This window comes from Pseudomonas sp. 1152_12, assembly GCF_052850675.1.
In genome coordinates this window covers 1-14,625 of record NZ_VXCW01000002.1, presented here as the reverse complement: position 1 = coordinate 14,625, position 14,625 = coordinate 1, and the positions used below count along the sequence as shown (strand labels likewise).

9 protein-coding genes are annotated in these 14,625 nt (G+C 58.2%); 2 read left to right on the top strand and 7 right to left on the bottom strand.

The annotated features are described in order from the left end of the window. Nucleotides 1–272 precede the first annotated feature (272 nt). A complete protein-coding gene (locus tag FW764_RS02670; protein ID WP_446432637.1) occupies nucleotides 273–5,252 on the top strand; it encodes a dermonecrotic toxin domain-containing protein in 4,980 nt (1,659 codons plus the stop codon). A 6-nt stretch (nucleotides 5,253–5,258) separates the two neighbouring features. On the opposite strand, the gene FW764_RS02665 is transcribed toward FW764_RS02670, so the two are convergent. From FW764_RS02665 to acs, 7 genes are all read right to left on the bottom strand, one after another. Next, nucleotides 5,259–6,239: a GlxA family transcriptional regulator gene (locus FW764_RS02665; protein WP_057975155.1), complete on the bottom strand. Its 981-nt coding sequence runs from the start codon at nucleotides 6,237–6,239 to the stop codon at nucleotides 5,259–5,261. A 245-nt stretch (nucleotides 6,240–6,484) separates the two neighbouring features. After that, a complete protein-coding gene (locus FW764_RS02660; protein ID WP_005790637.1) occupies nucleotides 6,485–7,249 on the bottom strand; it encodes an ABC transporter ATP-binding protein in 765 nt (254 codons plus the stop codon). A 27-nt stretch (nucleotides 7,250–7,276) separates the two neighbouring features. Beyond that, nucleotides 7,277–8,389 carry a succinylglutamate desuccinylase/aspartoacylase family protein gene (locus tag FW764_RS02655; protein WP_446432636.1) on the bottom strand — a complete coding sequence of 371 codons (1,113 nt, stop codon included), beginning with the start codon at nucleotides 8,387–8,389 and terminating at the stop codon, nucleotides 7,277–7,279. Between the two features lies 1 nt (nucleotide 8,390). Beyond that, nucleotides 8,391–9,089, bottom strand: a complete 699-nt coding sequence (locus FW764_RS02650) for an ABC transporter permease (RefSeq protein ID WP_446432635.1) — start codon at nucleotides 9,087–9,089, stop codon at nucleotides 8,391–8,393. Beyond that, nucleotides 9,086–9,775: an ABC transporter permease gene (locus FW764_RS02645; protein WP_053257623.1), complete on the bottom strand. Its 690-nt coding sequence runs from the start codon at nucleotides 9,773–9,775 to the stop codon at nucleotides 9,086–9,088. Before FW764_RS02645 ends, FW764_RS02650 begins: the two co-directional genes overlap by 4 nt. A 92-nt stretch (nucleotides 9,776–9,867) precedes the next feature. Beyond that, nucleotides 9,868–10,653, bottom strand: coding sequence for an ABC transporter substrate-binding protein (locus FW764_RS02640; protein ID WP_446432634.1), 786 nt, complete (start codon nucleotides 10,651–10,653; stop codon nucleotides 9,868–9,870). Between the two features lie 694 nt (nucleotides 10,654–11,347). Further along, nucleotides 11,348–13,303, bottom strand: coding sequence for an acetate--CoA ligase (acs, locus tag FW764_RS02635; protein ID WP_446432633.1), 1,956 nt, complete (start codon nucleotides 13,301–13,303; stop codon nucleotides 11,348–11,350). 399 nt (nucleotides 13,304–13,702) lie between these two features. On the opposite strand from acs, the gene FW764_RS02630 reads away from it, so the two are divergent. Further along, nucleotides 13,703–13,972, top strand: coding sequence for a DUF2790 domain-containing protein (locus FW764_RS02630; RefSeq protein WP_446432632.1), 270 nt, complete (start codon nucleotides 13,703–13,705; stop codon nucleotides 13,970–13,972). Nucleotides 13,973–14,625 lie beyond the last annotated feature (653 nt).

Genomic DNA, 14,625 nt, shown 5'->3' with positions numbered 1-14,625 from the left:
CGCAATGGCGCAGTGTAAACGGTGCGCCACTTGAGAGGCAGAGGCGCCGCCTGCTGATTTTCCTTCCCTCCATAACTATCTGTGGCCTTTGCGCCCCTCAAGCTTGCTGTGATGGCGATGACGCCACTCACTGAAGGATCAGCCACGTGCACACAGAGACATTAGCCCCTATCAACCTAGGCCTTACAGATGCCGCAAGTAGAGTGCCAGCCGGCGCCTACACTCACCTTCCGAAATGGCTTGCAAACGCCTCATGCGACAAGCGCCTAGCCTTGAAAAGCACCTCGCTTGAATTCGCCGCTTGGTATGGCGAGGCCGATCGCTTGCAACACTCGCCCCTCAAAAGTGCAGTGCAGACCAGTTGGGAGGCGCAAAACCAGGTCGATGCGGCCCTGGCAACACTCCAATCGCCGCAAGCATTTGCGGCCCCGTTACTGCAACAAGCGCTCAAAAAGCAGTTTGACGTTGAGTCCGATGTCAGCACCACCTATCTGCGCCTGTATAGCCTTAGGAACCTGCCCCTGCTCCCCATCGAGACGGGAGCCGACGCTTGGACCGTGTCATTGGTGGAGGCGGCACTGCACAACTTCGACGCGGATGAACGCAAAACAACGGCGTATACCGCAGAGTCGACCTTCATGATCCAATCGCCCGCCACAGGGCCGTTCGACACTCAGCCCCAGGAAAGCCAAACAACGGCATGTACCGCAAAGTCAACCGCCACTGTCCAACCACCCGCCACAATGAAGTTCGACACACTGCCCCAGTTGCGCGACCAAATCAGCATCGCGCAGTTCATCGGGCTGTGCCGCAAGCTCGATATCGGCAAGCAATACCAACGCTACCTGAAGCATTTTTTCGGTTTCAAAAACCCGGTTCTCAAGGCGCAGTTGCGTAACAAAGTCATCAAGAGCCTGAAAGCCGAGGCGCAAGCCAGCCTGCAGCTGGCCCTGTTGAAAAAGGATGTGACGCGCTCGGACGGTTATACACTTAGCCACTTTCTAAAGAGCTTAACCGGTGAGCTCGACGGCAAGACGCTACTCAGCCACGACCTGAGCCTGATGAACGCACCACTGACCGGTATCGTGCTGTTCGCCCCCGACCTGGAGCTACACCGCAGCGCGGTGCCGATGGTGGCCTACATTCCTGGCGACCCGCAGTCCCCCCTCAAGCATTACGCCAACGGCATAGCGTTCATGCAGGACCTGGCCAACAAGCTACGCAGCACCGACTATCAGGCGTTTTTCAGCCGTTTCGTCAGCCATGAACATCGAGGCTACTTTTTCGCCGACCTCAACAACCGCTTGTCAGAGGTGGTGTGGCACGAGCAGGTTGCCGGCGACCCACGCCCCACCTGGCGCGATGAACCGGTGAGCAACCCCAACCTGCAATTTTACGCGACAAAAATCACCGGCGACCTCTACGAGCATCTGTATGAGAACAAGCTCAACAAACTGCTCAATGATGGGCGGGTGACAGCCGTACCCACCGCCGACGCCGATAGCAAGGCACGCTGGCGACGCTGGGATATTGCGCAAAAAATCGGTGAAACCATTCTTGAAATCGCCGCGTTCATCGCCGCCCCCTTCATTCCACCGTTGGGGTTGGCGATGCTCGGCTACACCGCCTATCAACTGCTCGATGACGTTTTCGAAGGCATCATCGACTGGGCCGAAGGGCTCAAAAAGCAGGCATTCGGGCACCTGATGTCCATCCTTGAACAAGCCGTGCAACTGGGCATGTTTGTGGTTGGCGTACCGCTTGTAGAAAACCTGCTGCGACAGGCGCTACCGAAAGAGCTATGGGACTTTATTGACTCGCTCTTGCCGGTCACCGCCACTGGCAAACCCCGCCTGTGGAAGCCAAATCTGGCGCCCTACGCCCATGACATTCAACTCGGCGCCGGGTCACGCCCCAACCCGCAGGGATTGCATGCCCATGAAGACAAACAGATCCTGCTACTCGATGGGCAGCATTTTTGCGTCGAACAACAGTCGGGGAACACCTACCTTGCGCATCCCACCCGTGCGCACGCCTACCGTCCGCAGATAGTCGGAAATGGCAAGGGCACCTGGCTGACGCCAATGGATCGCCCGCTGACGTGGGATCGCACCACCCTGCTGCGCCGCCTCGGCCCGCCGGCCGACAGCATCAGTCAGGCGGGCCTTGAACACGCCCAGCGCATCAGCGCGACGGACGATGGCGCCCTGCGTAAAATGTACATGGACCACCAGCCGCCGCCGCCCCTACTGGTCGACACACTCAAGCGCATCAAGATCGATGAGCAGTTACAAGACTTCATCGACCAGATGAACAGTGATGATCCCCTGGTTTATCAAAAAGCCGACCCCCAGACCCAACTGTGGCTGCTGAGCCAGACCGGGCTATGGCCCAAGTCCAAGACCTTGCGGTTTCTCAACGCAAAGGGGGAAACCGTCTGGGAGCATGGTGGCCAGGAAAACGCGGCCGTGGCGCAAATACACGAAGCCCAGATGAATAATGGTGACCTGCTGAAAACCCTGCTGGAAACCTTGGATGAATCAGAGCGCAAAACCTTGCTCGAAGAAGAACTCGGCGGCCCCCTCCCGCCCATGCAGGTGCGCACCGCCAGACTGCGCAAACGCTTGGCACGCCAAGCCCAAGACAAACGTGCCGCAATGTTTGACTCGCGCTATCGAAAAATTGAAATAACCGAGAGTGCGCGCCTGCAGAAAATCATCGACACCACCCCTGGCCTGCCAACCAGCGTTGCCGAAGAAGTATTACGCAGCGCCACCGGTCAAGAGCTGCTGGACATTGATCAAGGTAGCGTGCCCACACCGGTGATTGACCGCGCACGCTGGGCCGCTTATGAAGTGCGAATCAGCCGGGCCCATGAAGGGCTGTACATGGACGCCTTGGAAAGCAGTGACACCCATCGGCTCGCCCTGCATTCGCTGGAAAACCTGCCGGGATGGTCGCCGCAGGTGCGCCTGGTCGTCACCGACTTCAGCCGTACCGGCAAGGTCCGAGATGCTATCGGCAACCCCCAAGCACCGACCCTACGCACTATCGTGCGGACTGCCGAGGGCGATTACATCCCCGAAGACGACAAGGGCGCCCTGCTTGCAGAAACCGACTTCTACACGGCCATCCTCCAGGCACTGCCTGATGCGCAGCGCGACGCACTGGGCATTCATATCGGCCAAGGCCCGCTGCTGAGGCAAACCTTGCGTCAACACACACTGACACGTGAAGCGCTTGGCACTTTGCTGGCCGAGCATCCTGTGCGCAAACCCTTTTACGACCCGAACCTGATGCGCTTGCCCGGTGGCATGGAGGGCTACGGCGCCGCCCCGGCCCTACCAGGCAACAGCCTGGAGGCCGATTTACTACATGACCTCTATCCCCGCCTGAACCCGGCACAAGTGAGCGATATACTGAACTTCATGCGCACTCAGTCCGGCACGCCCCTGCGCACGCTTCAGTCCCTAAAGAACGAGTTTTTACAGTTCGAAAACGACCTATCGACCTGGCGCCTCAACCCCCCGCGCACCCTTCTTGGCACCCAAATACCACTCCCTCCCGCGAGCCTTGCCGACGAGCAACTCAACCGCTGGATGTGGACACACCAACTGATCCGCGCCTGGCGTCATGAAACCCCAATGGACCCTGGCTTCAGCGAAGGCCGCCTATTGCAGCTCGACCCCATCTACGGCGAGCTCCCGACACTGAGCACGCGCTTCATTCACATCTCCAACCTGAAACTGACGGGCTACCGCACCACCCGAGGCACAGCCGACTTTCTGACTCACTTCCCCAACCTGCGTACGTTGGAAATCAGCGATATTGCCCTCAACACAATCCCCGCCGAGGTGATAGGACTCACCCATCTCAACAGCCTGACGATGCGCAATTGCAACCTGAACCTGACCGCTCGAAACCGTGCAAGCCTTGCCACCTTGACCGAGCTTCGAAACCTGGACCTCTCTAATAACACTCAACTGTCGCTCTCCCCCGACCTGAGACGCATGGCCAACATGCAGACACTGAACTTGAGCCGAACCCAGATTTCTCTCTTCCCCGAAGGCTTGGTCAATCGCCGCCCGTTGACGAGTGCCAACCTCAGCCACAACTACTTGAGCAGGCTACCCGCCGACCTCTTCAACCTGCCCGGAGAAGCCGCCAGAGTCTTTGATTTGTCAGGTAACCCACTCTCACGCGCCACGCTGGAGCAAATCAAAAGCTATTGCCAGAGAACCGGCGAACACTTTGGCGCAGACGCTCATCCCGCTGAGCGTCAACTGGTTCAGGCGCTCTACCCCACCTACACCCTCAATAAGGCCAATAACTTTATTTTCAGGCTACCCGGTGGCCTGGATGACTCAATGGCAATACTCGTACGTTTAAAAACAGACTACGAGAGCCTGCAAGCAGACTTGGGAGAATGGGCAGTAAACGCACCCGAACAGCACCCATTGACGGGCGCGCCGATGGACCTGGAGGCACAAGCGCACCAACAAGACCTTCGTGACCAAATGAAGGCAAAGCTGGAGGAAGGCTGGCGACGGGAAACCAGCCTGGATTTGGCACAGGTGCCACTGCAAAACTTCCACGCAATGAAATTAACAGTGCCGCTGCTCGGCGATCTGCCGGTACTGAGGGTTGATTTCGAGCCTATTTCGAGGCTGGAACTGATAGGCGCGGACACCACATCGATCCCCGAGGGATTTCTCGAGCACTTTCCCAACCTGGAAAGCCTGTTTATCCACCGGTATACGTTGCAAGACATTCCCGCCGGCGTATTCAAGCTACCGAAGCTCAAAGCGCTCAACCTGACGCAAAGCACTCTCCGGTTGACGCAAAAAAGCGCCGCTGCATTGAGCGACCTGTACACGCTTGAATCACTGGACCTGAGTCACAATACTGAGCTGGGAATTTCCCCGGACGTCAGCAAAATGTCCAGGTTAGAGACCTTGATGATCGAAAACGCCGGACTTACCGAACTCCCCAGGGGAGTGTTCAACCTGCCACGGCTCGATGTACTGAACTTGAGCAACAACCGACTGACCGAGCTTCCTGACGACCTGTTTGAATTAGACGCTGACATGGCTGACGGCTTCAATTTCAGCGGCAACCACTTCTCGCCGGAGACGATAGCCAAGCTGCGCCATTATTACCGCCGTACGGCCGTGGACTTTGGTGTACCCGAAGCTCGACAGCCCCTGCCAACATTCGACGACACTGCGTCCGAAGAAGAGGGGGAAGAGTGAACAGGCTCAGCCGCGCTCGGAAGGCACCGAGGACAGTTCAAACGGGCTGCTGCTGCGCCGCTGGTTACGGTCTTCACGCGGGGTCGCGCCAAAGAAGTTGCGGTAGGCGCTGGAGAAGTGCGGCCCCGAGGAGAACCCACACGACAAACCGATCTGGATGATCGACTTGCTGGTTTGCATGAGCATCTGGCGGGCCTTGTTCAGGCGTAGCTCAAGGTAATACTGGCTGGGGACGCGATTGAGGTATTGCTTGAATATTCGTTCAAGCTGTCGTCGCGACACGCACACGTGCTGGGCGATTTCGTCGGTGGTCAACGGCTCTTCAATGTTGGCTTCCATCAACAAAACTGCCTGGGTCAGCTTGGGATGGCTGGAACCCAGGCGGTTTTGCAGCGGAATACGCTGGCGCTCGCCGCCTTCGCGGATGCGCTCCACCACCAGTTCTTCGGAGACTGCACCAGCCAGTTCAGCGCCGTGATCGCGCGCCAATACCGCCAGCAGCAGGTCGAGTACCGACATGCCACCGCAAGCAGTCAGGCGATCACGGTCCCAGTCAAACAGATGGCTGGTGGCGATAACCTTGGGGAAACGCTCGGCAAAATCATCCTGCCAGCGCCAGTGCACGGCGGCGCGATAGCCATCGAGCAGGCCCAATTGAGCCAGTGGGTACACACCGGCCGACAAACCGCCGATCACACACCCTGCGCGCACCAACTGCTTGAGCGCGGTGCTCAATTGGGAGGCGATCACCGTGGGCGGCTCATCCGCGAGCAGAAACAGTTTCTGGAAACCCTCGAGCTTGCCGGCCCATGGCTCGCCCGGCAATTGCCAGGCACCGTCGGTGGCAGGCTCCGCGAGCAGAAACGACAACTCGTAGACCACGTCCGGATGCACCCGCTGAGCAACGCGCAAGGCCTCCTCAGCCAGCGCAAGCGTCAGGGCTTTTGTGCTGGGCCAAATCAGGAAACCAATTTTATGGGCGGTCATGGAATGCTATCCGAAGCGAAGAACGGTAATGAAGACAAAGGCCAATGCTAGCCCGGAAACCAACACAAATCTCAAAACATATGGAGATCCAATGTGGGAGCGGGCTTGCTCGCGAATGCGGTGGGCCAGCTACACATCTGCTGACTGATCCACCGCTTTCGCGAGCAAGCCCGCTCCCACAGGGGATTGAGCCGATCTCAAGACTGGCAAGCATGCACTAACTCGGTGCACAAAAGCAGTCTTGATTATTTCAAGCTGCCCGAAAGGAACTGCTGCAAACGCTCGGACTGCGGGTTCACCAGCACTTCGCGCGGGTTGCCACGTTCTTCGACGATGCCTTTGTGCAAGAACACCAGCTGGTTGGACACTTCACGAGCAAAGCCCATTTCGTGGGTGACCACCACCATGGTGCGGCCTTCCTGGGCCAGGTCCTGCATCACTTTGAGCACTTCGCCGACCAGTTCAGGGTCGAGCGCCGAGGTCGGTTCGTCGAACAGCATGACCTCAGGCTCCATCGCCAGGGCGCGGGCAATCGCCACGCGCTGCTGCTCGCCACCGGACATATGACCGGGGAATGCATCCTTACGATGGCCCACGCCGACTTTGGCCAGGTAATGTTCAGCCTTCTCACGCGCCTCTTTCTTGGACATACCCAGCACGTGCACCGGCGCTTCCATCACGTTTTCCAGCGCGGTCATGTGTGACCACAGGTTGAAATGCTGGAACACCATCGACAGGCGCGAACGCATGCGTTGCAACTGCTTGGGGTCGGCGGCCTTCATGGCGCCGTCCTTGTTGGCCACCAGTTTCAGCTCTTCGTTATTGAGCAGAATTTTGCCGGCGTGGGGTTGCTCGAGCAGGTTGATGCAGCGCAAAAAAGTACTTTTGCCCGAACCACTGGAACCGATGATGCTGATCACATCACCGGCCGCGGCGGCCAGGGACACACCTTTGAGCACTTCATGACTGCCATAGCGTTTATGCAGGTCTTGGACTTCAAGTTTGTACATGCGGTCGGTTCTCACAAAAACAGGTGGTCAGTCGTTGAGCAAGCGCCCGTGACGCAGCGCTTCGCGCCCCGCCACCTTGGCCAGCCAGAAACCCGCTTGGGCATAACGTAGCCGTTCAACGGCAAACAACACCCCCGAGGTGCCCGCGCGAATGATACTGACGCGGTCTTCCAGAGGATCAATCACTTCAAAAATCGGCTCGCCGGCCTCCACCCAGTCACCGGCTCTACGCAGGTAACTGATCACACCGGCATGGGGCGCAAACAATAATTCAGTGCCTTCGAAGGGCAAGCCTTCGCAGGGTTCGTACTGCGGCGCGGGCCATTCGCCTTTGATCAACCCTTGCTCGGCCAGGAACGCAAGGATGCCTTCAGCGTGGAAGATCGCTTCATCACGGCCGGTGTCGGCCTGCCCCCCCAGTTCCAGGGTCGTCGCCAGGCACGCCAGCGGAATCTGCGCCTCAGGGAACGCCCGGGACAGACGCAGCCACGGCAGCGAACAGGCCTCGTCAAACGAGCTGCCACCGGAGTCTTCCGCCAGCAGGCCGACTTTTACATTCAAATGCGCCGACAGCGAGCGCCACTGCGGCCAGTGCTGCGGCAACGCATACATATGCAGCGCGGCTTCGGCGTCGCAATGCAGGTCGAGGACGATATCCGCGCTGCACGCATGGCTCAGCAGTATGCGTTGCATGCCTTGCAACTGGCTGCTTGGCTCGGGCAACGCGGCGAGTGCATCGGTCATTGCCTGGCGAATCATGCGCACATTGGCATGCGGATCATCACCCAGCGTGTCTAGGAGCAGCGCTGCTACCGGCGCGCTCAACTCGACGAAGTCGCGGTTGAAGTTTTTGCCGCTGCCAACTTCGAAACGGCCTTGGTGACTGCCTTGCAGCAACTGGCCAAGGCCCATCGGGTTAGCGACCGGCACCAACTCGATCACGCCATTGAGCGCACCTTGCTGTTCCAACTCGGTGAGACGCTTTTTCAGCTCCCAGGCCGCGCGCATGCCGGGTAATTCATCAGCGTGCAGACTGGCCTGGATGTAGGCCTTGCGCTCGCCGCTGCCGAAACGAAATACGCTCAGTTGGCGCTCGCAGCCCAGGTGCCCCCAGGGCAAACGGTGATCGATACGTTCCATATCAGTGCTTCCGTGGCGCCAAGTAGCTCAGCCAGCGGCGCTCGGCCAACTTGAACAGGCGTACCAGGATAAAGGTCAGGCACAGGTAGAACACGCCGGCGGTGATATAGGCTTCGAACGGCAGGTAAAACTGGGCGTTCACCGTGCGCGCAGCACCGGTGATGTCGATCAGGGTGACGATGGACGCCAGACTGGTGGTCTGCAACATCATGATCACTTCATTGCTGTATTGCGGCAGCGCACGGCGCAGGGCGGACGGCAACAGGATGCGGCGGTACAGCTTGTAACGCGACATGCCCATGGCCTTCGCTGCTTCGATCTCACCGTTTGGCGTGGCCTTGAGACTACCGGCAATGATCTCGGCGGTGTAGGCGCTGGTGTTGATCGCAAAGGCCAGGCACGCGCAGAACGTGGCGCTGGACAGCAGTGGCCAGAGGAAGCTTTCGCGCACGGCTTCGAATTGGGCCAGGCCGTAGTAGATCAAAAACAGCTGCACCAGCATCGGCGTGCCGCGAATCACATAGGTGTAGAGCCAGGCCACGCCATTGACGACCGGCTGCTTGGACACCCGCATCAAGCCCAGGGGCAAGGCGGCGAGCAGGCCGAAAAACAGCGAGATGGCGAGCAATTTCAAGGTGGTTGCCAACCCGCCGAGGTACAGCGGCATAGCGTCCCAGATGACGTTATAGTCGAAGATCATAGATCAGCCGCCCTTACGCCTACCGAGTAGCGCTTCTCAAGATAGCGCAGGGCCAGCAACGACACGCTGGTGATCACCAGGTACATCGCCGCCACTGCGAGGAAAAAGGTAAAAGGCTCGCGGGTGGCATCTGCCGCCTGCTTGGCCTTGAACATCATGTCTTGCAGGCCCACCACCGAAATCAGCGCGGTGGCCTTGGTCAGTACCAGCCAGTTGTTGGTAAACCCAGGGATCGCCAGCCGAATCATCTGCGGCACCATCACCCGGAAAAACACCTGAAAACTGCTCATGCCATACGCAAGGCCGGCCTCGGCCTGGCCCTTGGGAATGGCCATGAAGGCGCCACGGAAGGTTTCCGAGAGGTAAGCGCCAAAGATGAAACCCAGGGTGCCGATACCGGCGGCCAAGGGGTTCAAATCGATATAGTCGTCATAGCCGAGCAGCGGCGCGACGCGGTTCAGCAAGTCCTGACCGCCGTAGAAAATCAGCAGAATCAGCACCAGATCGGGGATCCCGCGGATCACCGTGGAGTACAAGTCACCCAGCCAGGCCAACCAGCGCACCGGCGACAGGCGTAACGCGACCCCGATCAGACCCAGAACAATGGCCAAGGCCATGGACGACAAGGCGAGCTGAAGCGTCAACCATGCGCCATCGAGGATGACGGCCCCGTAGCCTTTCAACATGATTCAGGTCCTCGAAAAGGGGGGATGAAAAAATGGCGCAAACCGCAGGAATTCTGTTGCTTGCGCCATTCTGGACAGACAGCTAGGACGAGTTACTTAGGGTCAGCGCCGTAAATATCGAAGTCGAAGTATTTGTCTTGGATCTTCTTGTATTCGCCATTGGCACGGATCGCGGCAATAGCAGCGTTGATCTTGTCCAGGTTGGCCTTGTCGCCTTTGCGTACAGCGATGCCGATGCCGTCGCCGAAATATTTGGCGTCGGTGAACTGTGGGCCCACGAACGCGTAGCCTTTACCGGCCGGGGTTTTCAGGAAGCCGTCTTGCAGCAGGGTGGCGTCAGCCACGGTGCCATCGAGGCGACCGGCTTCCACGTCCAGGTAGATTTCGTTCTGCGAGCTGTAAGGCACAACCGTGGCGCCTTTAGGAGCCAGGACTTCCTTGGCGAAACGGTCGTGGATCGAACCGCGCTGCACGCCGATCTTCTTGCCTTTCAATTCATCCAGGCTGTCGCTGACCGTGGTGCCTTCCTTCATCACCAGCTGCGCTGGGCTCAGGTAGTAGCGGGTGGTGAAGTCCACGGATTTCTTGCGATCTTCGGTGATCGACATGGACGACAGGATCGCGTCGATCTTGCGCACTTTAAGCGCTGGGATCAGGCCATCAAACTCTTGCTCGACCCAGGTGCACTTGACCTTCATCTCTGCACACAGGGCGTTGCCGATGTCATAGTCAAAACCGACGATGCTGCCATCCGGCGCCTTCGAGGCAAACGGAGGGTAAGCCGCTTCGATGCCGATCTTCAGGGGCTTCTCATCAGCGAAAGCCTGCATGGACAGCACGGACAGCGCCAGGGCGCCCAACAGCACAAGTTTCTTCATCTTGGGACTCCATCGGTATAGGGCAAAAAGCAGTATGAGCCGTGGCCCACGATGCGACTTCAGTGAAACCGAATAGCGGTGCTGCGTCCTACTCCGAATTAATACTGGAGACGACGAGCGAGTGATCGGCATTCTAACGATAGGCCGGAAGTCGATATTTCCTCAATGCGACAACAATTTACAGAAGCACCGAGAAAGCGGTTTCAGCACATTGACAGCCTTTGCTTTTTATGCAAGGACAAAAGACATTAAACCTATTGATGTTGCAAATTGCGGGCCTATTATTCGCAAACCCTTCTAGCACGGCAAGTCTGGCGTTTAATCTTATGCCCGAGGGTGTCTAAAACGGGGCTTTTAGGGGCTCGAACGTAGCACTTTGCCTCAGGCTTGGGTGTGGGGTTACACATTTAGCTTTCTCGGTAACATTCAGAAACCTCCTACGAGAGAAGTCGATATTTATTGGCTTCGTGTTTGCGCGACCCCGTCAGACACCACCGTCACCCGCCCTGAAATACATTCAAAATGTGGGAGCGGGCTTGCTCGCGAATGCGGTGGATCAGTGAGCAGATATGTAGCTGACCCACCGCATTCGCGAGCAAGCCCGCTCCCACAGGGGATTTTCATCGGTTTCGAGCCCCACAAAAAAGCCCCACCCAGCTCACGCCGAATGGGGCTCTGTCCCACCTACCTCGCCTTACGCGACGTTCATGGTCTTGTGCGTTTCAATCAAGTGCGCCACCACCCCAGGATCGGCCAGCGTGGAGATATCCCCCAACCCGTCATACTCAGCCGTGGCAATCTTGCGCAGAATACGGCGCATGATTTTCCCCGAGCGCGTCTTCGGCAAGCCCGGTGCCCACTGGATCACATCCGGCGAAGCAATCGGCCCGATCTCTTTGCGCACCCAGTTTTTCAGCTCCAGGCGCAGCGCTTCATTTGGCTCCTCGCCATTCTTGAGCGTGACATACACATAGATGCCCTGGCCCTTGATGTCATGCGGCACACCCACCACCGCCGCTTCGGCGACTTTAGGGTGAGCAACCATGGCGCTTTCAATCTCGGCGGTGCCCATGCGGTGGCCGGACACGTTCAGCACGTCATCCACTCGGCCGGTGATCCACCAGTAGCCATCTTCATCGCGACGCGCGCCGTCACCGGTGAAGTACATGCCACGGAAGGTCTTGAAGTAGGTATCGACGAAACGGTCATGGTCGCCGTACAGCGTACGCGCCTGGCCTGGCCATGAATCAAGGATCACCAGGTTGCCCTCGGCAGCGCCCTCGATGATGTTGCCCAGGTTATCCACCAGCGCCGGCACCACGCCGAAGAAGGGGCGCGCAGCCGAACCCGGCTTGAGCGCGTGAGCGCCCGGCAATGGACTCATCAGGGTGGCGCCGGTTTCGGTCTGCCACCAGGTGTCGACGATCGGGCAACGGGATTGGCCGACGTTCTTGTAGTACCAGTCCCACGCTTCCGGGTTAATCGGCTCACCCACCGAACCGAGCAAGCGCAAGCTGCTGCCATCCACGCCCTCGCACGCAGCGGTGCCCGAAGCCATCATCGCGCGGATCGCAGTGGGCGCGGTGTAGAGGATATTGACCTTGTGTTTGTCGACGATCTTGCCGACACGGGTAATGTCCGGGTAGTTCGGTACACCTTCGAACAGCAGCGTGGTCGCGCCATTCGCCAGCGGGCCGTAGACAATATAGGTGTGACCGGTAACCCAGCCAACGTCGGCGGTGCACCAGTAGACTTCGCCCGGGCGGTAGTCGAACACGCGCTCGTGGGTCAGGGCTGCGTAGAGCAGGTAGCCGCCGGTGGTGTGTTGCACACCTTTAGGCTTGCCGGTGGAACCGGAGGTGTAGAGGATGAACAGCGCCTCTTCGGCGCCCATCTCTTTGGGCGCACACACGGTGCCCGCCACTTTCATCAGGTCTTCGTACCAGATGTCCCGGTGCTGGTTCCACTTGATGCTGCCATTGGTGCGCTTGCACACAATGACCTTCTGGATGCTGCTGGTTTCCGGGTTGGTCAGCGCGTCATCGACGTTGGCCTTCAGCGGAATTTTCTTACCCGCGCGGATACCTTCGTCAGCGGTGATAACCACCTTCGACTTACAGTCAATAATGCGACCGGCCAGAGCCTCAGGCGAGAAACCGCCGAACACCACGGAGTGAATCGCACCGATGCGGGTGCAGGCCAACATGGCGACCACGGCTTCGGGGATCATCGGCATATAGATAGTCACCACGTCGCCGCGGTGCACATCCTGGCCGCGCAGGGCATTGGCGAACTTGCAGACTTCTTCATGCAGCTCGCGGTAGGTGATGGTGCGGCTTTCGGAAGGGTCGTCGCCTTCCCAGATGATCGCCGCCTGATCGCCACGCTCGGCGAGGTGACGGTCCAGGCAGTTGTAGGAAACGTTCAGGGTGCCATCGGCGAACCATTTGATGTCGACATGGTGGTCGTCGAAAGAGGTCTGCTTGACCGCGGTGAAAGGCTTGACCCAGTCAAGGCGCTTGGCTTGCTCACGCCAGAAACCATCGGGGTTGACCACCGACTGCTGGTACATGGCCTTGTAGGTCGCCTCGTCGGTCAGCGTGTTGGCTGCTACTTCGGGGCGAACGGGGTACAGGGAAGCCGCACTCATCTTTCTTACCTCGGTGACATAGTTGTTGTTGTATGGCCCCTGTTGTAGCCGGGGCAGCCCCATAGAACCATTCGACGATGGTAGTAACAAGCCCCTACACATTGCCCTGCTATGCCCGTATGCGGCTCTGGCCCGCGCCCTGCGTGGCTTTCACGTCCGATGAAAAAACCTTTACCACGGGATTATTACAAAAACCGCCAATAGTGTTTATCAAAAGCACGGGTATATGAATATAACTCGCGAGCCTAGAATCAACTCCGCCAACCAAGGCAACGTGATTAACAACGTAACAGCCCCCACGAAGGCAACGTTAATCCGAACTTCCCAACTCTTAAGTTACACACGCGGCCTCATAAGGGCCCCGTGACCCCTTTCGCCCTGAAGAAGGTAAGTAAAGAAATGAAAGCTCTCGTAGTTATGGCCCTCAGCAGCGTGTGCGCCACCGTCGCCCTGGCCGACGAAGCCCCGACCGAGCTGGCCGGCCAGAACGCCCCGATTGTTGAAGATTACACTTACAGCACACACTTGGATGTCGCCAAAGTACTCTCCATGAGCAACATCCCCAATGTCTGCCAAGTCGTGCCGGTCACAATGGAATATGAAGACTCACAAGGCCAACGCCATATTCTTAATTACCAAGTGATGGGCAATGGTTGCTCTAACGGATAATAACTTCTTATCAGGACGTTAAATCCTGATCTTACTCGCCGCAAGAAATCGTTCTTGCGGCAAAGAGCCAGCTGACACACCTGGGGCCAAATGTGGGAGCGGGCTTGCTCGCGAAATCGATACCCGCCACACCAACACCTCAAAACCTTGCACCCTTCCCAGCATTTTTACTCCCCAGAAGCCCAGTTCCCCCGCCCTACAAAAAACATCCCGCCGCCCGTCAAAAAAATCCCAGCCTGGCAAAGCCTTGCAAACACACGCCTTGGCCGAAAACCACACCATTTTGGCCCTCCATCGTGACCATCCGCCGCAACACAAAGCCGATTTTTTCCCTATAATGCGCGGGTAAATCGGGCCTGCAATATCCCTTTACACTGGGATGAAGAGCCAGACCTGAGGCCTTCGCGCAAGCACGCGCCTGTCGCTGCGCACCTCAAGCCTCAAGCAGAACCCGTGACCCTAATTCCGTTTATTTGCCTGCGCGAGCTGTTGCAACAAACGATTCCTTAAGATCCACCGCGGCCTCTGGGCCGTGTGAACACCCAACCATCCGGTTTCACACGGGCACCTTTGAGCCCTCACGCAGGAGACGACACGTCATGCTGAGCTGGGACGAATTCGACAAAGAAGAAGAAGGCGAAGTAGCCGCTAAA